Below are 24,190 nucleotides of genomic sequence, written 5' to 3'. Positions count from 1 at the left end.
AGGCGGCGCCGCGCACGCGGCGCCCGGACCATTCAGCGGGCGGTGGCGATCGCGACAGCGTCGCGCATCATCCCGGTTCGCGGATGGCAGTTCACGTATTCGTACACCTGATGTTTCGCGTCGAACACGGACACCTCGTGATACAGCCGCAGCTTCGACAACCCGGCGACGACGCGGAAGAACGTGACGAAGATCCGCAGATGCGTCGGGTGCGATTCGGCCCAGCGTTCGAGCCGCTCGAGCGAACGCCAGTGGCCAATGTTGTAGCTCTCGTCGAGCAGGTTGCCGTCGAGATCGATCGACTGCACGTAGCGGTTGCTGTAGCAGCCGGCGTCGGCGCCGTTATCGCGCAGGAAATCCATGCCGGCGCGCAACGTCGGCTCGATCTCGTCGAGATACAGCCGGCGCTCGTCGTTCTCGGTCGCGCGCCAGTCCTGCCCGGATCGAATCAACGCGATGTTGTCGTGCGCATGCACGACGACGCGGCCGCCTTTCGACGGATCGCCGTGCACGATTCGCAGCTCGCCGTCGGGCCGCATCCAGTCGACCTGCGAGATCGGAAAGCGGTCGCGCATCGATCCCCAGTAGCCGTGTTCCTCGACCTCGCCGCTGACGCCGTCCATGATCGCGCCGACGCCCGGAAAATCGTCGGTAAACGCGTACAGCGTTTCGAACTGCTCCGCACGCGGTGCGACGATTTCGCGGAAATAGCCGATCCCGTCGGCGAGACGCTCGTCGGACGCCCACCATTCGGCGACCGCGGGCGAAGCCAGCCAGCGCTCGTATGCAGCCGGGTCGCGCCAGTAGCCGACAACCATCAGGTTGTCGTAGCCCTGGTTGTCGGTGTGCTGCGTCAGGTCGTGATTCGCGGGGCCGTCCGCCGCGCCGAAATCGGCGACGATCCGGCGCAACGCGGCCAGCGCGGCGGCACGCTTGTCGGCGCCGCGATACTGCACGCCGAAATAGCCCATCACGACCTGGTTCAGGTCTTCTGCCGCACGGGCGACGTACATCGGGAACGGCGGCTGGTAATCGTCGGCGACGCGGCGCGACAGTGTGCGCGGGCAGACCAGGTGTTTGTCGATGGCGGATTCCATGAATGACCTCGCTCGAAATTGATGGGATGTCGAAAAACTAAAGGCAAGGATGACGAGCCGGTGTGGCTCGCACTCGTGCTCAGAAGATGTGCGCGTAGCGCAGACCGGCGAGCAGGCTGTCCTTCGGACCGTTGCGCACGCTCAGGTCGGTGCCGAGCTGGATCTGCACCTGGTCGGCTTTCGTCACAAACTTCGACGCGGTCACCCGCATCCGCGTCGTGCGCAGCGCGTCGTGGTTATCGATCCCGTCGACGCTGGTCTCGCCGCCCCAGAACTGCGTGACGCCGAGGCCAATCGACGTGCCCGGATCCGGCATGTAGCGGACCATCGCCTGCGCGCTGTAGCTCATCCGCTGGTGCAGCGTCGCGCCGCTCGCGCCGTAAGACGTGTTGTTGCCGTACCAGATCGCGTCGCCGACCAGATCAACCGCCCAGTGCGGTGATAAGTGCTTCACGTACGCGGCCTGGAAGTCGAGCGACAAGCGGTTCGCGCCGAAATTCAGAGCACGGTTCTGTTGATAGCTACCGGTCGGCGCGTACAGGTACACGGTCGCGGCAGCCACGTCCTTCGCGTCGTTCAGGCGGAACTTCAACGGTGCGGTCAGGATCACGTCGCCGACACCGGTCGTGCTGCCGAGTGCGCTCGCGCTGCCGAAGCTGCTGATGTGGCCGAACGGCAGCAGAATCTGCGGATCGATTGTCAGCCGCTCGGTCAGCTGGAACACATGCAAGAGGCGCGCTATGCCGACGTTCGACTGCAGGTCGAAATCCGACGTCTTGCTGCCGTTCGAATAGAGCGCGTTCGTCGTCGAGTAGTTGTAGTACAGCACGCCGATTGTCGCGCCGACCGGGTACTGCTCGTAGTCGCCCGGATCGACCTCGACCGCACCCGCGTAGTGCGATGCGACCAGCATCAGCGATGCGCCGATCCAGCGCGCGATCCGCTTCAGTTTCGTTCTGTTGCCGTTGACCATCATTCCCTTCACCTGGATGAGCAAACACCACCGCGCCCGACGTGCGAGGAACGTGCGCCGTTGCCGGGCGTCGGTATCGTGGTGTGCTGCGTAGTTTTTATCCAGCGGCGCGTCGGCAGCGCCGCCGATTCGCGACAACCTGGCGGGTCATCGCTTGAGAGAGAGAATAGGAAGGCAAAATGTGCGGTTCTGTTTCCTGACGGAACAAGAAATTGGCTGTGACGGGCTTCCGCGATCGGCGTCACGCGGCGGCAACACAACGCGCGTCGATCGCTCTCGTTTCGCGCTGGCGCAACCCTCCGCTCGTCGCCACATGTACCCGCCAGCCGCGCTGTATACAGCAGGTTGAGGCGCCTCCTTCGCGCCATGCCTCCGAACACGCGTCCGGATCCGTCCCAACACAGTTTCCGATCCGTGCGGACAAAGAACCGCGCATTTTCTCTTCTTACCCTGTTCGTCGAGCGTGACCGGTCAAGACCGCGTCCCGCCACGGACACGGCAGCGGCATCGACACCGCGACGGTCATCCCGATCCACCACAAGGAGTCCCCACCAATGAGCGCGAACCCATCCGCGGAAACGACCTCGACGCCCGGCGAACGTGCCTGGGCGCTGTTCCGGGTCATGAAGGAAAAGAACCTGATCCCCGACGGCTATATCGAAGGCCTGACGGAGCTGATGTCGACGACCTGGGATCCGGCGAACGGCGCGCGCATCGTCGCGCGCGCGTGGGTCGATCCGGCATTCCGCGAGCTGCTACTGAAGGACGGCACCGCGGCGTGCGCACAATTCGGCTACACCGGCCCGCAAGGCGAATACATCGTCGCACTCGAAGATACGCCGACGCTGAAGAACGTGATCGTCTGCAGCCTCTGCTCGTGCACGAACTGGCCGGTGCTCGGTCTGCCGCCCGAGTGGTACAAGGGCTTCGAATACCGCGCGCGACTCGTTCGGGAAGGCCGCACGGTGCTGCGCGAACTCGGCACCGATCTGTCCGACGACATCGTTGTGAAGGTCTGGGACACGACAGCCGAAAGCCGCTATCTCGTGCTGCCGATGCGTCCGGAAGGCAGCGAGCACATGAGCGAGGAAGAATTGCGAACGCTTGTCTCGAAGGACGTGCTGATCGGCGTCGCGTTGCCGCGCGTCAGCTGATTCTCGCCGGCCTCTCCCATCGACATTCATTTCGGAGTACACACATGGACGGTTTTCACGACCTCGGCGGCTTCCAGGGCTTCGGCCGGGTTCCGCATTCGATCAACAGCCTCGGCTACAAGCCGGTATTCAAGGAAGACTGGGAACATCTCGCGTACAGCCTGATGTTCGTCGGCGTCGATCAGTTGAAAAAATTCAGCGTCGACGAGGTGCGGCACGCGGTCGAGCGGATCGACGTGCGCCAGCACGTCGGCACGCGCTACTACGAGCGCTACGTGATCGCGACCGCGACGCTGCTCGTCGAAACCGGCGTGCTGACGCAGGAAGAACTCGACCGCGCGCTCGGCTCGCGGTTCAGGCTCGCGAATCCGCCACATTCGCCGGGCCGCGCGGCCCACGCCGGCTCGACGCGGTTCGAAGTCGGCGACCGCGTGATCGTGCGCGACGAACACGTGAGCGGGCACATCCGCGCTCCGGGGTACGTGCGCGGAAAGGAAGGCATCGTGCTGCACCGGACGACCGAATCGTGGCCGTTCCCGGACACAATCGGCCACGGCGATACCAGCGCCGTGCATCAGCCGACCTATCACGTCGAATTTCGCGTGAAGGATCTGTGGGGCGATGCCGCGGACGACGGCTACGTGGTTGCCGATCTGTTCGAAGGCTATCTGGACCGCGCGCCGGCACGCGCCGATGCCGCAGCCGCGCGAGGTGGGAAACACGCCGACGGTATGCCGGCATGAATACGCTCGCGCTATCGTTCGCGTCATCACCCGCGCCGGACAACCCGGCGGCACGGATCCCGGTGACCGTGCTGTCCGGGTTCCTCGGCGCGGGGAAAACGACGCTGCTGAACCACATCCTGCGCAATCGCGCGGGGCTGAAGGTCGCGGTGATCGTCAACGACATGAGCGAGGTGAACATCGACGCGGACGACGTGCGGCGGCACGTCGAACTGCATCGCGGCGAGGACGAACTCGTCGAGATGAGCAACGGCTGTATCTGCTGCACGCTGCGCGCCGATCTGCTCGAGCAGATCAGCGTGCTCGCGCGGCAGCGATGCTTCGATTACCTGCTGATCGAATCGAGCGGCGTCTCGGAACCGATGCCGGTCGCGGAGACGTTCGCGTTTCTCGACAAGAACGGCTTCAGCCTTAGCGAGCTCGCGCGGCTCGATACGCTCGTCACTGTCGTGAACGGCGAAACGTTCGAGGCGATGCTGGAGTCGACGGACCCGATTGCGGCGGGAAACAATAGCGACGACGGCAATGATGGCAATGACGACGCCGGGCCGCGCAAGCTCTCGGATCTGCTGATCGAGCAGGTCGAATATGCGAACGTGATCCTGGTCAGCCGGATCGACCGGATCGGCGAAGCGGGTTTCGACCGGCTGCGCGCCGCGCTCGCCTTGCTGAATCCGTCCGCGCGGATACTTCCGATGGCGAACGGCAAAGTCGATCCGTCGGACGTGTTGAATACCCGCCGGTTCGATCTGCCGGCGCTCGTCGAATCGCCGGGCTGGATGCAGCGGATGCGGGCCGACGAACGGCCGTCGGAATCGGAGTCGTATGGGATCGCGTCATGGGTCTATCGCGAGCGAGCGCCGTTTCATCCGGCGCGTCTCCTCGCGTGGTTACATCAACCGTGGAGCAACGGCCGCCTGCTTCGCTGCAAGGGCTATTTCTGGACTGCGCATCGCCATGTCGATATCGGCATGCTCGTGCAGACCGGCCGGCGCTTTCAATGGGGCTACGTCGGCCGGTGGTGGCGCTTCGTTCCGCAGCCGGACTGGCCACGCGACGACTATCGCCGTCAGGGCATACTCGACAAATGGGATGAGCCGGTGGGCGATTGCCGGCAGGAAATCGTGTTCATCGGACAGGCGATCGACCACGACCGGCTGCGGCAGGAGCTCGATGCGTGTCTGCTGACCGTTACTGAAATTGTCGCGGGCCCGAATGAATGGGCGCATCTGCCGGGTACCGATGTGTTCGAGGCGGAAGCGGTCGCAGGCTATCGATGACGCAGCCCCGCTGCCTCCTCACTATCGGCTGGATCTGCAACGCTCCGTGCCACCGCCCGATCCGACCATCGATTTCGTATCCAGATCAGCGGCTTAGGGCAAGATGTGGCGGATTTTTTTGCGAATCCTGGCCAGACCTCGACAGCACTCGGCGGGGCTCGACAAACGGCGTAAACACTGTATATTTGTACAGGTGTTTTACGCCGTTTTTCCGTTTTGCGTTTTTACGTGTTCCAGCCGTGACCGACTCCGACTCCGACTCCCACTCCGTCAACGAATTTCCGATCGCGCCGCCCGCGCCTCGCAAACACCGTGGCGCGGTGACGAACCTGCAAGGCCGCTACGAAGTCGACCAGCGCGAAGCGGTGGACGACGGCTGGCTGTCGGCACCGGAAGACGACGAGCCCAAGGTCTTGCGCACGCAGGTCTTCGAAGAACGGGCCAAGACCATTCTTACGCGCAATGCGTCGCCGGATATTCCGTTCAGCGTGTCGCTGAACCCGTATCGTGGGTGTGAGCACGGCTGCATTTATTGTTTTGCGCGGCCCACGCACGCTTATCTGGGACTGTCGCCGGGCCTCGACTTCGAAAGCCGGATCTACGCCAAGATTAATGCGCCGGAGTTGCTCGAGCGGGAACTGTCGAAGAAGTCCTATGTGCCGGAGCCGATCGCGCTGGGCGTTAATACGGACGCCTGGCAACCCGTCGAGCGCGATCTGCGACTCACGCGCAGGGTGATCGAAGTGCTCAGCGAGCGTCAGCATCCGTTTGCGGCGATCACCAAGTCGTCGCTGATCGAACGCGATCTCGATCTGTTGGCGCCCATGGCGGCGCGCGGGCAATTCATGGCGGCCATCACCATCACCACGCTGGACGCTGAGATCGCTCGCACGCTCGAGCCGCGCGCGGCCACGCCGTCGCGGCGCTTGCGCGCTATCCGCACGTTGAGCGAGGCGGGCATTCCGGTCGGCGTCAGCATCGCGCCGGTGATTCCGTTCGTCACCGAACCGGACATGGAGCGCGTGCTGGAGGCCTGCGCGGAAGCCGGCGCGAGCAACGCGAGCTACATCGTGTTGCGTCTGCCGTGGGAAGTCGCGCCGCTATTCAAGGATTGGCTCACGGCGCACTTTCCAGATCGTGCCGATCGGGTGATGAGTCGCGTGCGGGACATGCGGGGTGGGAAGGACTACGACTCTTCGTTCTCCACGCGCATGAAAGGTGAGGGCTTGTGGGCGGATCTGCTCAAGCAGCGATTCCACAAGGCGGTGCGCCGTTTGGGGTTGAACCGCCGGGACCGCGGCATTCTGGATATGTCGCACTTTCGCCCGGTCGACGTGCCGCGTGCCGATAAGCCGGCACACGACGATCCTCAACTGAATCTTTTCTAGCGCGCCGCGCGGCGGATCATTGCGAGAGCGCTTTGGCCGCCTGCACCTGGCTTTCGAAGTACGTCTGAAACGAAATGGCGAGACCTGTCATCAGCAGGAAGGCGCCGATCAGCAGCGAAAAGATCACGATGAAAATGACGGTCCAGCCGGAGCGGCTTTTGCGCTGGGTCTGGGCGTTGAATTGCGCGTCCCACTTTTCGTCCGGACGCAGCCCGTAGACGATCGCGGCGAGAAACGCGGCGAGCAGCGAGATCGCGCCGGGAAAGGCCAGCACCCAGCCGAGCATCGAAGCGCGTTCGCTCGCCACGAGGAGCATGGCCCCCGGAATGCCGATCAGCGTGCCGAGCACATGTGCCCATCCGTAGATGTCGCGCATGCCGTACAGATAGAACCGGTGAGCGCCGAGGCTACCGAAGAAGAACGCAAGTGCGGCGGTAATCGTCTTGGATCTAAAACGCGGGGAAGTCGAGACAAGGGTGGACATGTAGGCCAGAGCAGAGTGACAGGCGGTCGAAAGGAGCGGCGCGCAGCGCGCGCGGACCGACGCGCATTCTACGCCCGCCATGGGCCGCCGGTCACGTGACGGGTAGTCGCGGCAGGGTCGAAGGCGCTCTCGGCCGTGGGGTGAAGGGTAGGGCAGCCATGGGCGAGGCCGCGTTGACCACGAGTCCTAGGGGGCGTGATTATGGCGGCGGTGCGGCGGCTGATCATACCGGCTTGGCTAGTGGCGTGACGAGCGCCGAACCCGGCCGGATAGGTGGCGTGGGTGCCGACGCTCATTTCTGGCCAGACTTTTCGTGCGGACGGCGTCTGACGCTGCTTGCCACGCGAAGCGGGCTACGGCGCCGAGTAGGTGACGCGATAGACAGCGCCAGCGTAGTCGTCGCTGATGAGTAGCGAACCGTCGGGCAGTGGCAGCACGTCGGCCGGGCGTCCCCACTCGGTTTCGCCGGATTGCAGCCAGCCTTCGGCAAACACTTCCTGGCGGGCATTGCTGCCATCGGGATTCGTAACCACGTGCACAACGCGATAGCCGACCTTCTTGCTGCGATTCCACGAACCGTGCTCGGCGATAAAAATACTGTTCCGGTAGGCGGCCGGAAACATCGGGCCGTCGTAAAAGCGCATGCCGAGCGCCGCGACATGCGCACCGAGTTTGACCGCGGGTGGCGTAAACGCGCTGCACGGGTGGTCCTTGCCGAACTCGGGATCGGGCGTGTCGCCGCCATGGCAGTACGGAAAGCCGAAATCCATCCCGGCGCGCGGCGCGCGGTTGAGCTTGTCGTCCGGCACGTCGTCGCCAAGCAGGTCGCGGCCGTTGTCGGTGAACCACAGTTCATGCGTCGCGGGATGCCACGCGAAGCCGACCGAATTGCGGATGCCACGCGCCACGATCTCGTAGTGACTGCCGTCCGGGTCCATGCGGCCGATCAGCCCGAAACGGTTGCGATCTTTCAGGCAGACGTTGCAGGGCGCACCTTGCGGCACGTAGAGCTTGCCGTCCGGGCCGAACGCGATGAATTTCCAGCCGTGGTGCGTCTCCGTGGGGAAGGTGTCGATTACGACGGCGGGTTTGGGCGGACCGTTCAGGTGAGTATCGATCGCATCGAAGCGTACAATTTTCGACACCGCGGATACATAGAGCGCGCCATCGTGCCACGCGACACCCGCCGGCGTTTCCAGGCCGGAAGCGATCACGTGGCGGGCCGTCACACGTCCGTTCTGCAATTCGAGCGCGTAGACGTGGCCGTCGAGGCTGCCTATATAGAGAACGCCCTTCGGCGAGAGCGCCATGGCTCGCGCGCTCGGCACGGCATCCGACAAGACCTCGATATGGAAGCCCGGCGGCAATTTGATTCGGTCCACGGGTAGCGCGGCGAGGCATGGCAGGGCAGTTGCGGTGAGTAACACGGCCGTGCCCGTGCGAAGCGCCCGGCTTCGCAAATCGCGCGCCGAGGCGATGAATCGCGTGGCGGCGGTATAGAAAGCGCGCAAAAACACGGTTGGCGGCAGGAGTTTCACGGGCGCTCCGTCAGGTAATTCGGGCGTTTCGGCGTGGTTTCAGGCTCCCGCCTGTACGGCCGGCGCAACCCCGTCGTTCAGTTTATCCGGGTAAGTGTTTGTTATGGCGTCGGTTTCCCGCTATAATCGCGTGTTTCAGTCGTTCCGAACCCCGGTTTTCAAGGATTCTAGTATGGTCATCATCCGCTTGGCTCGTGGCGGCTCCAAGAAGCGCCCGTTCTACAACATCGTCGCAACCGATTCGCGTAACCGTCGTGACGGCCGCTTCATCGAGCGCGTTGGCTTCTACAACCCGGTCGCTACGAAGGGTGAATCCCTCCGTATCGCTCAGGACCGCCTGACGTACTGGCAAGGCGTTGGCGCACAACTGTCGCCGACCGTCGAGCGCCTCGTGAAGGAAGCTGCAAAGGCGCAGCCGGCTGCTTAATGGCGGCTAGCATGCGTATCGTCGTCGGTTCGCGCGGTTTGAGTGAGCGGTGCGATGCGCAAGGTGTTTTGCTGAAGCAGGCGTCGAAGCTGGCAGCGAGGTTCTCTTCAAGGTGTTCTTATGTCTGAACGTGATTCCGGCAGTTCAGGTCGCGTAAAGGCAGCAGCCCCGCGCGCGAAGACGTCTGGTCAGGCGCCGTTCGGTGCATTCGTCCGCAAGCCGGTCGAAAAAACCGAAGGCAAGGCGAAAGCCCAAGTTGCAAACGCCGGGGCCGGTGCGGCAGAAATGCGCATGGAAACGGTGGAAAGCTGGCCTGCCGACGCGGTCGAGGTCGGCGCAATCGTCGACGCTTACGGCCTCAAAGGCTGGGTCAAGGTGGCCGCGCACGCGGATGCCGGCCACGGCGGCGATGCGTTGCTGAGCGCGAAGCGCTGGTGGCTGATCAAAGGCCAGGAGCGCAAGTCGGCGCCGTCGTTGCAGGCGAAAACGCATAGCGACAGTGTGGTTGCCCATCTGGGCGGCGTCACTGACCGCGATGTGGCGCTGGCACTGCGAGGCTCCCGCGTCTATATCAGCCGCAGCGAATTTCCGGCTCTCGAAGCCGACGAGTTCTACTGGGTCGACCTGCTCGGCCTGGATGTGGTGAACGTTGCCGGGGTCAATCTCGGCAAAGTTGCAGACATGATCGACAACGGTGCGCACTCGGTGTTGCGCATCGAATACCCGGATACCGACAAAAGCGGCAAGCCGGTTACCGGCGAGCGTTTGATCCCGTTCGTCGGCGTCTTTGTCAAAACGGTGGACCAGGCGGCGAAGCAGATCACTGTCGATTGGGAAGCTGATTACTAAATAATTTCGCTGAATGGAGAGAGCGATGCAGTTCGATGTCGTCACGCTCTTTCCTGACATGTTTCGCGCGCTGACCGACTGGGGTATCACCAGCCGTGCCGCGAAGCAGGAGCGCTACGGGTTGCGTACGTGGAATCCGCGCGATTTCACAACCGACAACTACCGCACGATCGACGATCGCCCGTACGGCGGCGGCCCGGGCATGGTGATGCTGGCCAAACCGCTGGAAGACGCGATCGGCGCCGCGAAAGCAGCGCAGGCGGAGCAGGGCATCGGCGCGTCGCGCGTCGTGATGATGTCGCCGCAAGGCGCCACGTTGAATCACGACCGCGTCATGCAGTTCGCGGCCGAGCCCGGTTTGATCCTGTTGTGCGGGCGCTATGAGGCGATCGATCAGCGTTTGCTCGACCGTGTCGTCGACGAAGAAGTCAGCCTGGGCGACTTCGTGCTGTCGGGCGGCGAATTGCCGGCCATGGCCTTGATGGACGCCGTGGTGCGTCAGTTGCCGGGCGTGCTCAACGACTCGCAGTCGGCGGTGCAGGATAGTTTTGTCGACGTGCTGCTGGATTGCCCGCATTACACGCGCCCCGAGGAATACAACGGCGTGCGTGTGCCGGATGTGCTGCTCGGCGGCCATCATGCGGAGATCGAGGCGTGGCGCCGGCGTGAAGCGTTGCGCAATACGTTGAACAAACGGCCCGATCTGATCGTGAAGGCCAGAAAGAACAAGATGTTGAGCCGTGCCGACGAGGCATGGCTTGCGAGTCTCGCGAAGGAAGAGTCGAAGGCGTAAAGCCTTGGGTCTTGCAAGCGGACATTAGGCGGCGCCGCGCATGCGTGCACGGTGCCAGATGTGAACCCATCCTCTATCGGGGCCGTAGCCAAGTGTTTTCACGAGGCAGGTACGAACGTCGACAAGATGGACTTAGGAGTCAGTGATGAATCTGATTGCAATTCTCGAGCAGGAAGAAATCGGCCGCGCTCTCGGCGAGAAAACCATCCCCGAATTCGCCCCCGGCGATACGGTGATCGTCAGCGTGAACGTGGTTGAAGGTACGCGTAAGCGTGTTCAGGCTTACGAAGGCGTCGTGATCGCCAAGCGTAACCGTGGTCTGAATTCGTCGTTCATCGTCCGCAAGATTTCGTCGGGCGAAGGCGTCGAGCGTACGTTCCAGACGTACTCGCCGCTGCTGGCAAGCATCGTCGTGAAGCGTCGTGGCGATGTGCGTCGTGCGAAGCTCTACTACCTGCGCGACCGTTCGGGCAAGTCTGCCCGGATCAAGGAAAAGCTGGTTGCGAAGAAAGATCGCAACGCTGCCGAAGCGTAAATGCTGTAAGAAAAAGCACCCCTCGCGGGTGCTTTTTTGTTTGCCAGGTCAAAATAGCGGAATGTCCCTATCCGCTCATTTCGAGAGACCCGTTGACCCGCCCCGTCTTTGAGCCTGAAACCCTGCCTGTCGAAGCGACAGGCGCCGATCTGCCGCCGGTGGCGGCCGACCGTCTCACGCCTGATGGCCTGCGCGCACGCTTCGAGCAACGCCTTCACTGGACCCCCGAGATGGTCGTCGATGCGCCCTGGCGCGATACCCACGCCGATCCGCGAGTCGCGGCGGTGCTGGTGCCGCTGGTGGTCCGTGAACACGGCCTGACCGTCCTGCTGACTCAGCGCGCCGACCATCTGAACGATCACGCAGGTCAGGTGAGCTTTCCTGGCGGCCGTCACGAACCCTTCGACGCCGACGCCACCGCAACCGCGCTGCGGGAAGCGGAAGAAGAGGTGGGCCTCGATCCCTCGCGTGTGGAAATTCTCGGCGCATTGCCCGACTATCTGACCGGCACCGGTTTTCGCGTGACGCCGGTGATCGGCCTCGTGCATCCGCCGTTCACGGTGAAGGCGGACGCGCTCGAGGTCGCCGAAGTTTTCGAAGTGCCGCTCGCGTTTCTGATGAACCCTGCGCGCCACGAAGTGCGCGTGTTCCGCTATGAAGGCGGCGAGCGCCGCTTTTTCGCGATGCCGTATCCGCGCGCCGCATCGGCTGAAGCTGAAGGTGACGAGAGCGGCAGCGAAGTCGGCAGCCACCATTTCATCTGGGGCGCGACGGCAGCGATGCTGCGCAACTTCTATCGCTTCCTCGCGGCATGACTTGTGCACTTGTCGGGTGTTTGTCGAGGTCGGCGTTCAGTGGCATCCGACCCTGTGCTATCGTTATAAAACAATCGTAAAACTCGAAAAGCACGGCGCATCGCATGACTTTTTTCTCCGTATTGCTGGCTCTGATCATTGAACAGATACGCGCGTTGTCGCCGAATAACCCGGTGTCCGCGTTGCTTCAATACCATGCGGAGTCGGCAGCGCACGGATTTGATGCCGGCAAGCCGAAGCATGGCCTGCTCGCCTGGCTCGTGGTGGTGGTGCCGTGGACGCTGGTCGTCGCGCTCGTCTACTACGTGCTGTATCACATTCACTTTGCGCTGGCGTTCCTGTGGAATGTCGCGGTGCTGTACTTCACGCTGGGCTTCCGCCAGTTCAGCCACTATTTCACGGACATCCATCTCGCGTTGAATAACGACGACGTGCCGCGCGCGCGCGAAGTCCTGAGCGAATGGACCGGGCTCGATACCGTCGACATGCCGGTCAGCGAGATCGTGCGTCACACGCTGATTCACGCGGTGGTCGCTTCGCATCGGCACGTGTTCGGGGTGTTCTTCTGGTTTCTGATTCCGGTCGGCCCGGCGGGCGCGGTGCTGTACCGGATTGCCGAGTATCTGGCGCGCACGTGGGCGCGGCCGGTCGACGATCGCACCGTCGCGTTTTCGAGCTTTGCGCAGCGTGCTTTCTTCGTGATCGACTGGGTGCCGGCGCGGCTGACGTCGATGGGTTTTGCGATCGTCGGTAATTTCGAAGACGCGATTTATGCATGGCGCAACCATGCGCGCCAATGGCCGGACGCGAACGACGGCGTGTTGCTGGCGGCAGGTAGTGGTGCGCTGGGCGCCCGTCTGAGCGGGCCGCTGGCTGAGCCGTCAAGCCTCGACGCGCTCGCCACCGGCGACGGCGGCCCGATGCAAGTCGGCGACGACTGCACGCCACGCACGCTGCAATCCGCCGTGGGCCTGGTGTGGCGCGCGGTGGTGCTGTGGATGATTCTGTTGTTGATGCTGACGATTGCGGTGTGGCTGGCTTAACGCCGCCAAGCCGGCGCTACTAGCTGTAAAGAAAGCGCAATCCGCAGTCGGTCTGTCGCCCAACCCTACGTTTCTTCGAAGCGTAGGGTTTCGCTTTTCAGGCATGGGGAAATCAATCGTGTAGGGGGGCGCACCGCCCTTGGCCTCTTCCGTTCATGCCGCGGCGCCGTGCCCAACCCGCCGGTCAGCTATGAGCCGCTTCACCCATCCAGCGGATCGCGCGCCGTCCCGCACTGCCAGCAGACCGTAAACTGCGCCTCGAGTGCCTCGCCACACTGACGGCACGTCCATCCAGGCGACCCCGCCGCCGGACCATGCGAAGCCGCGGCGATCAGCCTACGCGCCATCGCCTCGTCGCGCTCATCGACGAGCCAAAGCTCCGGCGAACACTGATCCGCCGGAATATCCCCCAGCGCACCGTTCAGATAACGATTGTGCAATTCGCAGGCTATGCCGGCGGTGGCCAGCACATTGACCCAATGCTGGCCGATGATCAGATTCGGCGCGCGCATCAGTCTCATGTCAGCGGACGATCTGGCTGGCTTCGTGCACGAGTTGCGCGTACAGCGCATGCCGTTCGCGGCGGATGCGGCCGTCCGCGACCGCTTCGAGAATCGCGCAACCGGGTTCCTGCAAATGATGGCAGTTGTAGAACCGGCAGTTCGGCAACAGCGGCCGGAACTCGGGAAACGCGCGCTCAAGCCGACCTTCGGTCAAATGGTGTAGACCGAATTCCTGGAAACCCGGCGAGTCGATCAACGCGCCGCCTTCGCCGTCCGCGCTACCCGGCAATGGATAGAGACGTGTGAAGGTCGTCGTATGGCGTCCGCTGTTCAGTGCGGTCGAAATCTCGCGGGTGGCGACTTCGGCATCGGGAATCAGCAGATTCACGAGCGTCGATTTGCCCATGCCGGATTGGCCGAGCAGCAGCGTCGAATGACCCTGCAGATGTTCGATCAACGCGGCGCGCGCGGCTTCGGGCTGTGTCTTGATCGACACTTCCACGACCGTATAACCCAGCGCGCGATACGGCTCGAGCCGCTTGCGCGCGCCTGCGAGTTCAGCGGTGACATCGGTCTTGTTCAGCACGATCAGTGGCTTCAACTCGTTCGCCTCAGCCGCGACGAGCGCGCGCCCGAGCAGGTCTTCGCTGAAATGCGGTTCGGTGGCCAACACGACCAATAGTTGATCGAGGTTGGCGGCGAACAGCTTCGACTTGTACTGATCCGAGCGATACAGCAGATTGCGCCGTTCGCCGATCTCGACGATCACGCCCTGATCCGCCGAAGCCAACTCGTAAATCACGCGATCGCCGACCGCCACCTCGCTGCGCTTGCCACGCGGGAAGCATTGGAGCATGGCGCTGCCGTCATCCGGCGCGACCAGATAGTGGCGGCCATGCGCGGCCACCACGAGGCCGCCTACGCGTGCGCTGGACGGTGCGCGCGGCGCTTTCGGGGAGCGGCCGCTCATGCGTGCCGCAGCAGGCGGTCGATCCGCTGCGACGCCGGCGGATGCGAATAGTAGAACGCGGTGTAGAGCGGATCGGGCGTCAGGGTCGACGCGTTGTCCTCGTACAGCTTGACGAGCGCGTTGACCAGGTCTTGCGCGTCGGTCTGCGTTGCGGCGAATGCGTCGGCTTCGAACTCGTGCTTGCGCGAGCTGAGGCTGCCGAGCGGCGTCACGAAGAACAGGAACACCGGCAGCGCGAGGAAGAACAGCACCAGCGCGAGGCCGCTATTACCGCCGATCAGCGACGGCCGTACGCCCAGTCCTTCATAGAACCACACGCACTGCGTGAGCCAGCCGAGCAGGGCGAGCATCGCGAGACTGATTGCGAAGGTGACGAGCATGCGCTTGATCACGTGACGGCGCTTGAAGTGGCCGAGTTCATGCGCGAGCACGGCTTCGATCTCGCTGCCCGACAGGCGCGCGAGCAGCGTGTCGAAGAACACGATCCGCTTGGCCGCGCCGAAGCCGGTGAAGTACGCATTGCCGTGCGCCGAGCGGCGGCTGCCGTCCATCACGAAGAGGCCCTTGGCGGCGAAGCCGCAGCGCTGCATCAGCGCTTCGATGCGGCTTTTCAGCGCTTCGTCCTTGAGCGGTTCGAACTTGTTGAAAAGCGGCGCGATAAACGACGGATACAGCACCAGCACGAGCATCTGGAAGGCGACCCAGACGATCCACGTCCATAGCCACCACAGGCTGCCGGCCTGGTTCATCAGCCACAGCACGACGAACAGCAGCGGCAGGCCGAACGCGGCGCCGAGCAGCACGCCCTTGATCCGGTCGACGAAGAAAATGCCCTTGCTCATGCGGTTGAAGCCGAAGCGCTGTTCGACCACGAACTGCCGGTAGTAATCGAACGGCAGGTCGATCACGCTGGTGATCGCGATCACCGCGGCGACCAGCGCGATCTGGCCGACGTAACCGCGGCCGAGCCAGTCGGAGATGCCCAGATCGAGCGCCTGCACACCGCCGAGCAGCGTGAGGCCGATCAGCACGGCTGCGCTGACGACGATCTCGATCATGGTGAGACGCGTGCGCTCGACGGTGTAGTCGGCGGCGCGTTGATGCGCGGTCAGCGCGATGGTGCCGGCGAACTGGCTCGGCACCTGCTCACGATGGCCGGCCACGAAGCGGATCTGCCGCGACGCGAGCCACAGTTTGGTGCCGACCATCGCCACGACGGCGACGACGAACAGAACGGTGAAGTACAGGGTAGGCATCCGGGGATTCCGTGGTATCTATGCGAGAATTATATGTTTCTTCCCGCCGCGCGGCGGGAACACGCTCAAACCAATCTCAAACGAACAATCGCCGTGGCAGGCGGGCTTGCATCAAGCCGTTTGCGCGGCCCTCAGGGTTGCCTTCATGACTGACATCCTCGCATCCACCGAACAGCCGCCGCTCGTGCGCAGCGACATGAATCTCGTCTGGCTGGACATGGAAATGACCGGGCTCGAGCCCGATTCCGACCGCATCATTGAAATCGCGGTGGTGGTGACGAATTCGACGCTCGACAGGTTGGTCGAAGGCCCCGTCCTCGCGATTCATCAGAGCGACGAGACGCTCGCCAAAATGGATCAGTGGAATCAGAACACGCATGGCCGCTCGGGCTTGATCGATCGCGTGAAGGCCTCGACGGTGAGCGAGGCCGACGCCACCGAACAGATCCGCGATTTCCTGAGCGTCTACGTGCCGCCGGGCAAATCGCCGATGTGCGGCAACTCGATCTGCCAGGACCGCCGCTTCATGGCGCGCTGGATGCCGGATCTGGAGCGCTTCTTCCACTACCGCAATCTCGACGTCAGCACGCTGAAGGAACTGTGCCGCCGCTGGCAGCCGACCATCTACAAGGGTTTCCAGAAGCGCGCGATGCACACGGCGCTGGCCGATATCCACGAGTCGATCGACGAACTCAAGTACTACCGCGAGCACTTTCTGATTCCGTCGGCACCGCAGGCCGCCGACGGCGCCGAATAAAATCGCCTAAGCCGGCCGGGGCGCGCGCTGCGCGTTCTTCGGCCGGAACGCCTTCACCACGTCGGCGTTGGTTTCCACATACGGTCCGCCGATCAGGTCGATGCAGTACGGCACCGCGGCGAAAATGCCCGGCACCTTCACCGCGCCGCCGGCTTCGGCGTCGCGCAAACCTTCCAGCGTTTCCTTGATCGACTTCGGCTGACCCGGCAGGTTGATGATCAGCGCCGCGTGCTCGGCCGTTTCGCGGATCACCGCGACCTGACGCGACAGGATCGCGGTCGGCACGAAATTCAGGCTGATCTGCCGCATCTGCTCGCCGAAACCCGGCATTTCCTTGGTGGCCACGGCCAGCGTCGCCTCAGGCGTCACGTCGCGGCGCGACGGGCCGGTGCCGCCGGTGGTCAGCACCAGATCGCATCCCACCTCGTCGACCAGTTCGGTCAGCGTGGCGGAAATGGTCGGCGCGTCGTCCTGAATCAGGCGCGTGACCACTTGCCACGGCGACGTGAGCGCCGCGCCAAGCCATTCCTGCAAGGCCGGAATACCTTTGTCCTCGTACACGCCGGTGGACGCGCGATCGCTGATCGACACGAGGCCGATTACGATTTCGTCGGGGTGCCGACGTGCTGCCTTAGGCGTCACGGTCGTCATCGTCGTCTTCGTCCAGGGCGTCGTCGGCGTCGGAATCGGTCTGCGCGGACGGTCCGTCCGCGTTCTTGATCCACTGGAACAGTTCGCGGAAATAGCGCGGCGGCTTGCTCTGCTGCGCTTCCTTGCGGGCGTTGCGGATCAGCGTGCGGCCTTGTTGCGGGTCGGCGTTCGGATGCTGGCGGATGAAATCGGTCAGCGCGGCGTCGTCGGCGAGCAGCTTTTCGCGGGTGCGCTCGATCCAGTGGAGTTTGGCCGTTTCCGCCTTGTTGACGCCGTTATAGGTGTCGAGCGCGGTGCGCAGCGCGGCGGTTTCCTCGTCCAGCAGCGAGCGCATCACGCGGCCGACATATTGCACCTGGCGGCGCTTGCCTTCGTGATCGGTGATGCGGCGCGCTTCGCGCACGGCGTCGTCGAGCTTTTCGGGCATCGGCATGCGCTTGAGCGCGTCTTTAGGCAGCGCGATCAGCGCCGAGCCCAGTTCCTGCAACTCGTGCATTTCGCGCTTGAGCTGGGACTTGCTGGGACGGTCGTAGCCGTTCTCGTCGACTTCCGGCTCGGCGGTTTCGATGGGTTGAATGCGGGTTTTGCGTGTCATGCCGATATTGTAACGTGCCGCGCCCACCGAACCCGCGGCGCCGCCGCGCGCAAGGACTCGCGCATTGCGAAGCGACCACAGGGCGGCGCTCCGGCGGCGCTCGACCGACCTGACGCGAGGCGCAGCGAATGCCAGGTACGGCGTCGCGTACCTTGCTATGATCGCGGGATACGCAACCAGACACACGCGCAGCACACACGCGCGAACACGGGCACGCGCAGGCGTCAGGCATGAGCGTGACCGGTGCGAACACAGCAAACACAGCGAACATAGCGAACCCACCCAGGGCCGCTCGGCCCCGAACAGGACGGCAACGACAATGGCAGCAGACATGGACGTCAAGCAGCGCTTTTTTCCGCATACCCAGGATGAACTGAAGGAAATCGCCTCGGACATCCTTCGTCACGCGAAGTCGCTCGGCGGCACCGACGCGGCGACCGAGATTTCCGAAGGCGACGGCCTGTCCGTCTCCGTGCGGCGCGGCGAAGTCGAGACGATCGAACACAACCGCGACAAGATGGTCGGCGTGACGGTGTTCATCGGCAACAAGCGCGGCAATGCGAGCACTTCGGACTTTTCTTCGCAGGCTTTGAAGGACACGGTCGCGGCGGCGTACAACATCGCCCGCTTCACGGCGGAAGACGATTGCGCGGGCCTCGCCGAAGCGGAACTGCTGGAAACGGCGCCGCGCGACCTCGATCTCTATCACCCGTGGAATCTGTCCGCCGACGAAGCAGTGGAAATTGCCCGCCGCGCGGAAGATGCCGCATTCGCGACGGATCCGCAGATCAAGAATTCGGAAGGCGCGAGCGTCTCGGCACAGCACTCGCAGTTCGTGCTGGCCACCTCGCGCGGTTTCCTGGCGGGTTATCCGTACTCGCGCCACTACATCGCGTGCGCGCCGATTGCTGGCAGCGCCCGCAACATGCAGCGCGACGACTGGTACACGTCCACCCGCAGCGCGGAAGAACTGGCTGATCCGGAAGCGGTCGGCCGTTACGCGGCGCAACGCGCGCTGGCGCGCATCGGCGCGCGCGGCCTGGATACGCGCAAGGTGCCGGTGCTGTTCGAAGCGCCGCTCGCCGCGGGCATCCTCGGCGCGTTCGTGCAAGCTACGAGCGGCGGCGCGCTGTATCGCAAGACCTCGTTCCTCGTCGACAGCCTCGGCAAGCCGGTGTTCGCGCCGCACGTGCAAGTGGTCGAAGACCCGCATGTCGCGCGCGCCATGGGCAGCGCGCCATTCGACGAAGAAGGCGTGCGCACCAAACAGCGTTCGGTGGTGAAAGACGGCGTGGTGGAAGGCTATTTCCTGTCCACCTATTCGGCGCGCAAACTCGGCATGCAAACCACCGGCAACGCGGGCGGCTCGCACAACCTGTCGCTGCGCAGCTCGAACACGCGTCCCGAGGACGACTTCGAAGAGATGCTGCGCAAGCTCGGCACGGGCCTGTTGCTGACCGAACTGATGGGGCAGGGCGTGAACTACGTGACGGGCGACTACTCGCGCGGCGCGTCGGGTTTCTGGGTCGAGAACGGCAAGATCCAGTATCCGGTCGAGGAAATCACGGTGGCGAGCACGCTGCAGGAGATGTTCCACCACATCGTCGCGATCGGCGCGGATACGATCACGCGCGGCACCAAGCAGACCGGCTCGGTGCTGATCGAACGGATGACGATCGCGGGGCAGTAAGCGGGTTTAGCCTCTGTGCGGCCAGCGTTTTTAGCTGGCCCGTAAGAAGCAGAACGCCACGCAAGTCACCGCGTGGCGTTTTTTTTATCCATGATCGGACGGCCGGCGCCGGCTGTTTGCTTTGCGCGCGGCGCTAACGTCGTCTCGAGCCAAAAAAACCTTTAAGCGCCTTTGCGCTTATATGTCACGAACGCGTAGTCGAAATCGTTCGGCGCATCCGCGCGATGTGTTTCATGCGCGACTTCTTCCCATTCGTTTTCGTCGAGCGCGGGAAAAGTGGCGTCGCCTTCGAAGTCGGCGGAAATCTCGGTGATGATCAGCTTGTCCGCCTGCCGCAAACCTTCCGCATACAACTGCGCGCCGCCGATCAGAAACGCTTCCGGCGCCTGATCCTGAGCGGCGAGCTTGAGCGCGTCTTCGAGCGTGGTGGCCGCGTCGCAGCCCTGAAAGCGCCGGGCGGCATCCCGTGTCACGACAATGTTGCGGCGTCCCGGCAACGGCCGGCCGATCGACTCGTGCGTCTTGCGTCCCATGATGATGGGCGCGCCCATGGTGGTGCGCTTGAAGAACGCGAGATCTTCGGGAAGTCGCCAGGGCAACTGGTTGTCGCGGCCGATCACGCCGTTGTTGGCGCGAGCGACGATCAGGGTCAGCGTCGTCATCGAATGGAAAGGGGAACGTAACCGGACTGATTCTACCTGACGCGCGGCTGCGCGCCGCGGCGACGGGTTTCGGCACGGCGGCCGTGTAGTCGGCCGGAACGCGCCCGGCAAGCCGCGCGCTCGCCACCGCAGAATGCGGCTGCCTGACCACGCGGCTTCACGCAGCGTCATACAGGTTCACGAAACGCCACCGGCCGCTCCGGCCCGCGCCGCCTCGTTCCGGCGCGCTATCGTCCGCGGCAGACGCCGCTTTCTCGTCGGCGGTCCTCAATTCGCGCAACCCATGCTGACCCATCAGCCGATACAGCGTCACACGCGAAACATTCAGGCGGCGTTGCCCTTGGCGGCGCGCGCCGCGTCGATTGGAATCGGTAAAGGCGCGGGCGGGGCGATCTCGTCCCACAGCGTCACGTTGTTGCCGCTGCCGCCGTTGCCGCGCATGAGCTGCGGCGTTGCGGCCACCATCACCATGCCGACCGCGCCGCCACCTTGCCGCCCGAGCGCCTGCTCGTCGAGCGAAAAATCGTTCACCGATGCAGCATCGGCCGGCATGCTCAGCGCGTTGGCGGCAAGCCGGGAGAACCGATCGGCGGCGCGCGTCGTCGGATCGGGTGGGGCGAGTGTGGCGTGCGCGTCTTTTGGGAAGGCGGCGGATTCCGTCAGCGTGGCGGATGGAGCCTGTCCGGCTTCCTGTGCATTGGCGCCAATGGGCAGCGCGATGGCGGCGCAAAGTGCCGCGCATGGTGCAATGCTGCCCAGATCGATGCGGAAAGCGAGTTGCATGATGTGTCTCCCTGGTGCACGGCAATTAGCGAAACATGTGCCATCACGCGCAATCCATTGATGGATGAGGATGCGAGTGAAAACGTGGGAGTCAGAATTTGGAAATGGGACAAAAACGTTTCAACGCTGAAACGATAGGCAGGAAATACCTGTAATTCGTTAAATTGGCCGGTACGAACTACCTTGCGGTCTACACAAGGAGAAGCGCTTCCACTAATCTTTTATTCGTCGGCTGAATAACTGTTTATCGCCTGCGAAACCACACGGCGTAAGGAGTGCGCGATTAAATTCGCATAATTGTTTTCCAAGCGGCGCGCGTATAGTAAGCTCTCGAAAAAGAACTTCACATTTAAAAAAGCCCGCTAACGGGCCGTCTCAAACACACACGCCGCTTTCTTGGGGATCAGCTGTCCGCACGGAATGGAATGGCCGTTCGGTTTTTGCCATATCGCGAATCCCGAATGAGTCAGCGTGTCTGAACTCGTTTCAGGTGCGTGCGTCATCCTTAACGTTCGTTGACGAGAGGATCTGAATAATGGAACCCGCAACGCGGCAACTGATTTACGTTTCGCGCGATCCGAGCGCGGAGCTGAATACTCGGTTTCACCAGCGCGGCTGGCATGTCGAAGTCGTGGGGTCGGCGCGCGACGTGCGCCGGGCTGTTCGCGCCGGAATGGCGGCTGGCGGCCTGCTTGATCTGTCTAGCGAATTTCAGCCACACGAAATCGCTGCGTTCGAATCCTGCCTGACCATGCCGAATGTCGGCTGGGTCGCGGCCACCATGCCGGGACAACTGCAAGACGCCGCGTTGCGCCGGCTCGTGCGCGACTACTGTTTCGACTACGTCACGGTGCCGTATTCGGGCGACAGGATCGTCGATTCGGTGGGTCACGCCTACGGCATGATTTCCCTCGGCGAAACGGCTTCCAACGATGCATCGCAAGGCGCCGAAGGCGAAATGGTCGGCTCGTGCGACGCCATGCTCGCGCTGTTCCGTTCAATCCGCAAAGTGGCGATGACCGACGCGCCGGTGTTCATCTCGGGCGAATCGGGCACCGGCAAGGAACTGACGGCGGTCGCCATTCACGAACGCTCGGCGCGGCGCAATGCGCCGTTCGTGCCGATCAACTGCGGCGCGATCCCGCCGCATCTATTGCAATCCGAACTATTCGGCTACGAACGCGGTGCGTTTACCGGCGCCAATCAGCGCAAGATCGGCCGGGTGGAAGCGGCGAACGGCGGTACGCTGTTCCTCGACGAGATCGGCGACCTGCCGCTCGAAAGCCAGGCGAGCCTGTTGCGCTTCCTGCAGGAGCGCAAGGTGGAGCGCCTCGGCGGACACGGCGCGATCGACGTCGACGTGCGAATCATCTCGGCCACGCACGTGGACATGACCGCGGCGATGATCGAAGGACGGTTCCGCTCCGACCTCTACCACCGTCTGTGCGTATTGCAGATCGATGAACCGCCGCTGCGTGCACGCGGTAAGGACATCGAACTGCTCGCGCGGCACATGCTGGAACGTTTCAAGAAAGATGCAAGCCGTCGCTTGCGCGGCTTCGCGCCGGACGCGATCGCGGCGCTGCATAACTACGGCTGGCCGGGCAATGTGCGCGAGCTGATCAACCGCGTGCGGCGCGCCATCGTGATGTCGGAAGGGCGCGCGATCACGGCGCGCGATCTCGAGCTTGCCGAGTACGTGGAGATCGTGCCGGTGTCGCTTGCGCAGGCGCGTGAAGCGGCCGAACGTCAGGCGATCGAGCTGGCGCTATTGCGTCACCGCGGGCGTCTCGGCGACGCCGCCCAGGAACTCGGCATCTCGCGCGTTACGTTGTACCGGCTGCTGTGCTCGCATGGCATGCGCCATATGGAAGGGGAGCCGCTCGCCACGCCGCACGGCGAATTGCCGGCTTCGGTGCCGCATCTGTAAATCGTTTGACGGGCCTCGCGGGTCTCGTGGGCCGGAAAACGATTTCAACAGCGGATTCCAGCAGCGCGTTCAGCACCTTTCGAGCAATCCTGCGACCGGCCGTGTGCCGTTCGCTCGCGCCGAACTCGCAATACTTCGTCTCACCTTTTCCCTCGATATTTTCGATGCCGCGCGCCACGACCGGGCGTCGTCCCGCCGCGCTTGTTAAAATCGGGTTTTCCGCTCAATCTCCGTGGCGCCCGGATCGACTCGCACGCGCCTCGAAGGAACCCGAATGAAACAATACCTCGACCTCGTCCGCACGATTCTCGACACCGGCACGTGGCAGGAGAATCGCACTGGCATCCGCACCATCAGCATGCCGGGCGCGATGTTGCGCTTCGACCTTCAGCAAGGTTTTCCCGCGGTCACCACGAAGAAGCTGGCGTTCAAATCGGCGGTGGGCGAACTGGTCGGGTTCCTGCGCGCCTCGCGCAGCGCCGCGGATTTCCGCGATCTCGGCTGCAAGGTGTGGGACGCGAACGCGAACCAGAATCCGCAATGGCTCGCCAATCCGTATCGCCAGGGTCCGGACGACCTCGGCGACGTATATGGCGTGCAGTGGCGCCAGTGGCCGGCCTACAAGGTGCTGGACGCGACTGCGGGCGCGCAGCTGGCCGACGCGACCGCACGCGGCTTCCAGGTGGTGACCGAATTCGAGGAAGACGGCAGCAACAAAATCCTGTTGTACAAGGCGATCGACCAGCTGCGCCAATGTCTGGACACGATCATGCAGAACCCGGCGGACCGGCGCATTCTGTTTCATGCGTGGAACCCCGCTGTGCTCGACCAGATCGCGTTGCCGGCTTGCCACCTGCTGTATCAGTTCCTGCCGAATGTGGTGACCAAGGAGATTTCGCTGTGCCTGTACATTCGCAGTAATGATATCGGGCTCGGCACGCCGTTCAATCTGACCGAAGGCGCGGCGTTGCTGCATCTGGTCGGACGACTGACGGGTTACACGCCGCGCTGGTTCACCTATTTCATCGGCGACGCGCACATCTACGAGAACCAGCTCGACATGTTGCAGCAGCAGCTCAAGCGTGAACCGTACGAAAGCCCGGCCTTCGCGATCTCGGAGCGCGTGCCGGAGTATGCGAAGACCGGCGTGTACGAGCCGGAATGGCTCGAAAAGATCGAGCCGTCGGATTTCTCGATGGTCGGCTACCGGCATCATGAGCCGCTCACGGCGCCGATGGCCGTTTGATCGTCGGCCGGGTCGGAAAGCCGCCCGC

The 24,190-nt window shown here is 63.4% G+C and carries 25 protein-coding genes; 14 read left to right on the top strand and 11 right to left on the bottom strand.

The window, feature by feature from the left end:
* Window positions 1-32 precede the first annotated feature (32 nt).
* Window positions 33-1,097: a phenylacetaldoxime dehydratase family protein gene (locus tag B0G73_RS24530; protein WP_106283817.1), complete on the bottom strand. Its 1,065-nt coding sequence runs from the start codon at window positions 1,095-1,097 to the stop codon at window positions 33-35.
* Window positions 1,098-1,176: 79 nt separating this feature from the next.
* Window positions 1,177-2,073, bottom strand: coding sequence for a transporter (locus tag B0G73_RS24525; RefSeq protein WP_106283842.1), 897 nt, complete (start codon window positions 2,071-2,073; stop codon window positions 1,177-1,179).
* A gap of 551 nt (window positions 2,074-2,624) precedes the next feature.
* Here B0G73_RS24525 and nthA point away from each other — a divergent pair.
* The 4 genes from nthA to B0G73_RS24505 all read left to right on the top strand — a co-directional run bounded on the left by nthA (window position 2,625) and on the right by B0G73_RS24505 (window position 6,635).
* Window positions 2,625-3,224, top strand: coding sequence for a nitrile hydratase subunit alpha (gene nthA / locus B0G73_RS24520; protein ID WP_106283816.1), 600 nt, complete (start codon window positions 2,625-2,627; stop codon window positions 3,222-3,224).
* A 44-nt stretch (window positions 3,225-3,268) separates the two neighbouring features.
* On the top strand, window positions 3,269-3,967 hold the full coding sequence (gene nthB / locus B0G73_RS24515) for a nitrile hydratase subunit beta (protein WP_106283815.1): 699 nt from the start codon (window positions 3,269-3,271) through the stop codon (window positions 3,965-3,967).
* Complete coding sequence (locus tag B0G73_RS24510; RefSeq protein ID WP_106283814.1) at window positions 3,964-5,247, top strand: GTP-binding protein; 1,284 nt, start codon at window positions 3,964-3,966, stop codon at window positions 5,245-5,247. Before nthB ends, B0G73_RS24510 begins: the two co-directional genes overlap by 4 nt.
* Before the next feature lie 239 nt (window positions 5,248-5,486).
* A complete protein-coding gene (locus B0G73_RS24505) occupies window positions 5,487-6,635 on the top strand; it encodes a PA0069 family radical SAM protein (RefSeq protein ID WP_106283813.1) in 1,149 nt (382 codons plus the stop codon).
* Window positions 6,636-6,651: 16 nt separating this feature from the next.
* On the opposite strand, the gene B0G73_RS24500 is transcribed toward B0G73_RS24505, so the two are convergent.
* Window positions 6,652-7,119, bottom strand: a complete 468-nt coding sequence (locus B0G73_RS24500; RefSeq protein WP_106283841.1) for an NINE protein — start codon at window positions 7,117-7,119, stop codon at window positions 6,652-6,654.
* A 353-nt stretch (window positions 7,120-7,472) separates the two neighbouring features.
* A complete protein-coding gene (locus tag B0G73_RS24495) occupies window positions 7,473-8,657 on the bottom strand; it encodes a sorbosone dehydrogenase family protein (RefSeq protein ID WP_106283812.1) in 1,185 nt (394 codons plus the stop codon).
* A 172-nt stretch (window positions 8,658-8,829) separates the two neighbouring features.
* Between B0G73_RS24495 and rpsP the strand changes: the two genes are divergently transcribed.
* From rpsP to B0G73_RS24465, 6 genes are all read left to right on the top strand, one after another.
* Window positions 8,830-9,084 (top strand): 30S ribosomal protein S16, encoded by a 255-nt coding sequence (gene rpsP, locus B0G73_RS24490; protein WP_007180912.1) that lies wholly within the window; start codon window positions 8,830-8,832, stop codon window positions 9,082-9,084.
* A 120-nt stretch (window positions 9,085-9,204) separates the two neighbouring features.
* A complete protein-coding gene (gene rimM, locus B0G73_RS24485) occupies window positions 9,205-9,933 on the top strand; it encodes a ribosome maturation factor RimM (protein ID WP_106283811.1) in 729 nt (242 codons plus the stop codon).
* Between the two features lie 25 nt (window positions 9,934-9,958).
* On the top strand, window positions 9,959-10,726 hold the full coding sequence (gene trmD, locus B0G73_RS24480; RefSeq protein WP_106283810.1) for a tRNA (guanosine(37)-N1)-methyltransferase TrmD: 768 nt from the start codon (window positions 9,959-9,961) through the stop codon (window positions 10,724-10,726).
* 145 nt (window positions 10,727-10,871) lie between these two features.
* The gene (gene rplS / locus B0G73_RS24475) at window positions 10,872-11,261 is read left to right on the top strand and encodes a 50S ribosomal protein L19 (RefSeq protein WP_106283809.1); all 390 of its coding nucleotides are present in this window, start codon (window positions 10,872-10,874) and stop codon (window positions 11,259-11,261) included.
* A 92-nt stretch (window positions 11,262-11,353) separates the two neighbouring features.
* The gene (locus B0G73_RS24470) at window positions 11,354-12,076 is read left to right on the top strand and encodes a CoA pyrophosphatase (RefSeq protein ID WP_106283808.1); all 723 of its coding nucleotides are present in this window, start codon (window positions 11,354-11,356) and stop codon (window positions 12,074-12,076) included.
* 104 nt (window positions 12,077-12,180) lie between these two features.
* A complete protein-coding gene (locus B0G73_RS24465) occupies window positions 12,181-13,119 on the top strand; it encodes a CobD/CbiB family protein (protein ID WP_106283807.1) in 939 nt (312 codons plus the stop codon).
* A gap of 200 nt (window positions 13,120-13,319) precedes the next feature.
* On the opposite strand, the gene B0G73_RS24460 is transcribed toward B0G73_RS24465, so the two are convergent.
* The 3 genes from B0G73_RS24460 to B0G73_RS24450 are packed head-to-tail and all read right to left on the bottom strand — an operon-like array spanning window position 13,320 to window position 15,848.
* Window positions 13,320-13,640, bottom strand: a complete 321-nt coding sequence (locus B0G73_RS24460; RefSeq protein ID WP_106283806.1) for a putative signal transducing protein — start codon at window positions 13,638-13,640, stop codon at window positions 13,320-13,322.
* Between the two features lies 1 nt (window position 13,641).
* Entirely contained in the window at window positions 13,642-14,592 is a 951-nt protein-coding gene (rsgA, locus tag B0G73_RS24455) for a ribosome small subunit-dependent GTPase A (RefSeq protein WP_106283805.1), read from the bottom strand.
* Window positions 14,589-15,848, bottom strand: coding sequence for a M48 family metallopeptidase (locus tag B0G73_RS24450; protein ID WP_106283804.1), 1,260 nt, complete (start codon window positions 15,846-15,848; stop codon window positions 14,589-14,591). Before B0G73_RS24450 ends, rsgA begins: the two co-directional genes overlap by 4 nt.
* A gap of 145 nt (window positions 15,849-15,993) precedes the next feature.
* Between B0G73_RS24450 and orn the strand changes: the two genes are divergently transcribed.
* A complete protein-coding gene (gene orn / locus B0G73_RS24445; RefSeq protein ID WP_106283803.1) occupies window positions 15,994-16,605 on the top strand; it encodes an oligoribonuclease in 612 nt (203 codons plus the stop codon).
* A gap of 6 nt (window positions 16,606-16,611) precedes the next feature.
* Here the strand turns inward: orn and mog are convergent, their stop codons facing one another.
* Complete coding sequence (gene mog, locus B0G73_RS24440) at window positions 16,612-17,256, bottom strand: molybdopterin adenylyltransferase (RefSeq protein ID WP_106283802.1); 645 nt, start codon at window positions 17,254-17,256, stop codon at window positions 16,612-16,614.
* Window positions 17,237-17,851, bottom strand: coding sequence for a ribosome biogenesis factor YjgA (gene yjgA / locus B0G73_RS24435; RefSeq protein WP_106283840.1), 615 nt, complete (start codon window positions 17,849-17,851; stop codon window positions 17,237-17,239). The genes mog and yjgA overlap by 20 nt, the downstream gene beginning before the upstream one ends.
* Window positions 17,852-18,170: 319 nt before the next feature.
* Between yjgA and pmbA the strand changes: the two genes are divergently transcribed.
* A complete protein-coding gene (pmbA, locus tag B0G73_RS24430) occupies window positions 18,171-19,541 on the top strand; it encodes a metalloprotease PmbA (protein WP_106283801.1) in 1,371 nt (456 codons plus the stop codon).
* A 161-nt stretch (window positions 19,542-19,702) separates the two neighbouring features.
* Here the strand turns inward: pmbA and B0G73_RS24425 are convergent, their stop codons facing one another.
* Both B0G73_RS24425 and B0G73_RS24415 read right to left on the bottom strand, forming a co-directional pair.
* On the bottom strand, window positions 19,703-20,203 hold the full coding sequence (locus tag B0G73_RS24425; protein WP_106283800.1) for a dihydrofolate reductase: 501 nt from the start codon (window positions 20,201-20,203) through the stop codon (window positions 19,703-19,705).
* Between the two features lie 324 nt (window positions 20,204-20,527).
* A complete protein-coding gene (locus B0G73_RS24415; RefSeq protein ID WP_106283798.1) occupies window positions 20,528-20,986 on the bottom strand; it encodes a hypothetical protein in 459 nt (152 codons plus the stop codon).
* A gap of 535 nt (window positions 20,987-21,521) precedes the next feature.
* On the opposite strand from B0G73_RS24415, the gene B0G73_RS24410 reads away from it, so the two are divergent.
* Window positions 21,522-22,916 carry a sigma-54 dependent transcriptional regulator gene (locus tag B0G73_RS24410; protein ID WP_106283797.1) on the top strand — a complete coding sequence of 465 codons (1,395 nt, stop codon included), beginning with the start codon at window positions 21,522-21,524 and terminating at the stop codon, window positions 22,914-22,916.
* A gap of 274 nt (window positions 22,917-23,190) precedes the next feature.
* Complete coding sequence (locus B0G73_RS24405) at window positions 23,191-24,162, top strand: thymidylate synthase (RefSeq protein WP_106283796.1); 972 nt, start codon at window positions 23,191-23,193, stop codon at window positions 24,160-24,162.
* The last annotated feature ends 28 nt before the right edge of the window (window positions 24,163-24,190 follow it).

It is taken from the genome of Paraburkholderia sp. BL25I1N1 (assembly GCF_003002025.1).
Lineage (GTDB): Bacteria > Pseudomonadota > Gammaproteobacteria > Burkholderiales > Burkholderiaceae > Paraburkholderia.
The sequence above is the reverse complement of the archived record's forward strand: the minus strand, read 5'-3'. Positions and strand labels throughout refer to the sequence as shown.

Bases quoted from the DNA above. Each gene is read 5' to 3' on its own strand.
- B0G73_RS24530 (WP_106283817.1), bottom strand. From the start codon at position 1,097: ATGGAATCCGCCATCGACAAACACCTGGTCTGCCCGCGCACACTGTCG.
- B0G73_RS24525 (WP_106283842.1), bottom strand. From the start codon at position 2,073: ATGATGGTCAACGGCAACAGAACGAAACTGAAGCGGATCGCGCGCTGG.
- nthA (WP_106283816.1), top strand. From the start codon at position 2,625: ATGAGCGCGAACCCATCCGCGGAAACGACCTCGACGCCCGGCGAACGT.
- nthB (WP_106283815.1), top strand. From the start codon at position 3,269: ATGGACGGTTTTCACGACCTCGGCGGCTTCCAGGGCTTCGGCCGGGTT.
- B0G73_RS24510 (WP_106283814.1), top strand. From the start codon at position 3,964: ATGAATACGCTCGCGCTATCGTTCGCGTCATCACCCGCGCCGGACAAC.
- B0G73_RS24500 (WP_106283841.1), bottom strand. From the start codon at position 7,119: ATGTCCACCCTTGTCTCGACTTCCCCGCGTTTTAGATCCAAGACGATT.
- rpsP (WP_007180912.1), top strand. From the start codon at position 8,830: ATGGTCATCATCCGCTTGGCTCGTGGCGGCTCCAAGAAGCGCCCGTTC.
- rimM (WP_106283811.1), top strand. From the start codon at position 9,205: ATGTCTGAACGTGATTCCGGCAGTTCAGGTCGCGTAAAGGCAGCAGCC.
- trmD (WP_106283810.1), top strand. From the start codon at position 9,959: ATGCAGTTCGATGTCGTCACGCTCTTTCCTGACATGTTTCGCGCGCTG.
- rplS (WP_106283809.1), top strand. From the start codon at position 10,872: ATGAATCTGATTGCAATTCTCGAGCAGGAAGAAATCGGCCGCGCTCTC.
- B0G73_RS24465 (WP_106283807.1), top strand. From the start codon at position 12,181: ATGACTTTTTTCTCCGTATTGCTGGCTCTGATCATTGAACAGATACGC.
- B0G73_RS24460 (WP_106283806.1), bottom strand. From the start codon at position 13,640: ATGAGACTGATGCGCGCGCCGAATCTGATCATCGGCCAGCATTGGGTC.
- rsgA (WP_106283805.1), bottom strand. From the start codon at position 14,592: ATGAGCGGCCGCTCCCCGAAAGCGCCGCGCGCACCGTCCAGCGCACGC.
- B0G73_RS24450 (WP_106283804.1), bottom strand. From the start codon at position 15,848: ATGCCTACCCTGTACTTCACCGTTCTGTTCGTCGTCGCCGTCGTGGCG.
- orn (WP_106283803.1), top strand. From the start codon at position 15,994: ATGACTGACATCCTCGCATCCACCGAACAGCCGCCGCTCGTGCGCAGC.
- mog (WP_106283802.1), bottom strand. From the start codon at position 17,256: ATGACGACCGTGACGCCTAAGGCAGCACGTCGGCACCCCGACGAAATC.
- yjgA (WP_106283840.1), bottom strand. From the start codon at position 17,851: ATGACACGCAAAACCCGCATTCAACCCATCGAAACCGCCGAGCCGGAA.
- pmbA (WP_106283801.1), top strand. From the start codon at position 18,171: ATGGCAGCAGACATGGACGTCAAGCAGCGCTTTTTTCCGCATACCCAG.
- B0G73_RS24425 (WP_106283800.1), bottom strand. From the start codon at position 20,203: ATGACGACGCTGACCCTGATCGTCGCTCGCGCCAACAACGGCGTGATC.
- B0G73_RS24415 (WP_106283798.1), bottom strand. From the start codon at position 20,986: ATGCAACTCGCTTTCCGCATCGATCTGGGCAGCATTGCACCATGCGCG.
- B0G73_RS24410 (WP_106283797.1), top strand. From the start codon at position 21,522: ATGGAACCCGCAACGCGGCAACTGATTTACGTTTCGCGCGATCCGAGC.
- B0G73_RS24405 (WP_106283796.1), top strand. From the start codon at position 23,191: ATGAAACAATACCTCGACCTCGTCCGCACGATTCTCGACACCGGCACG.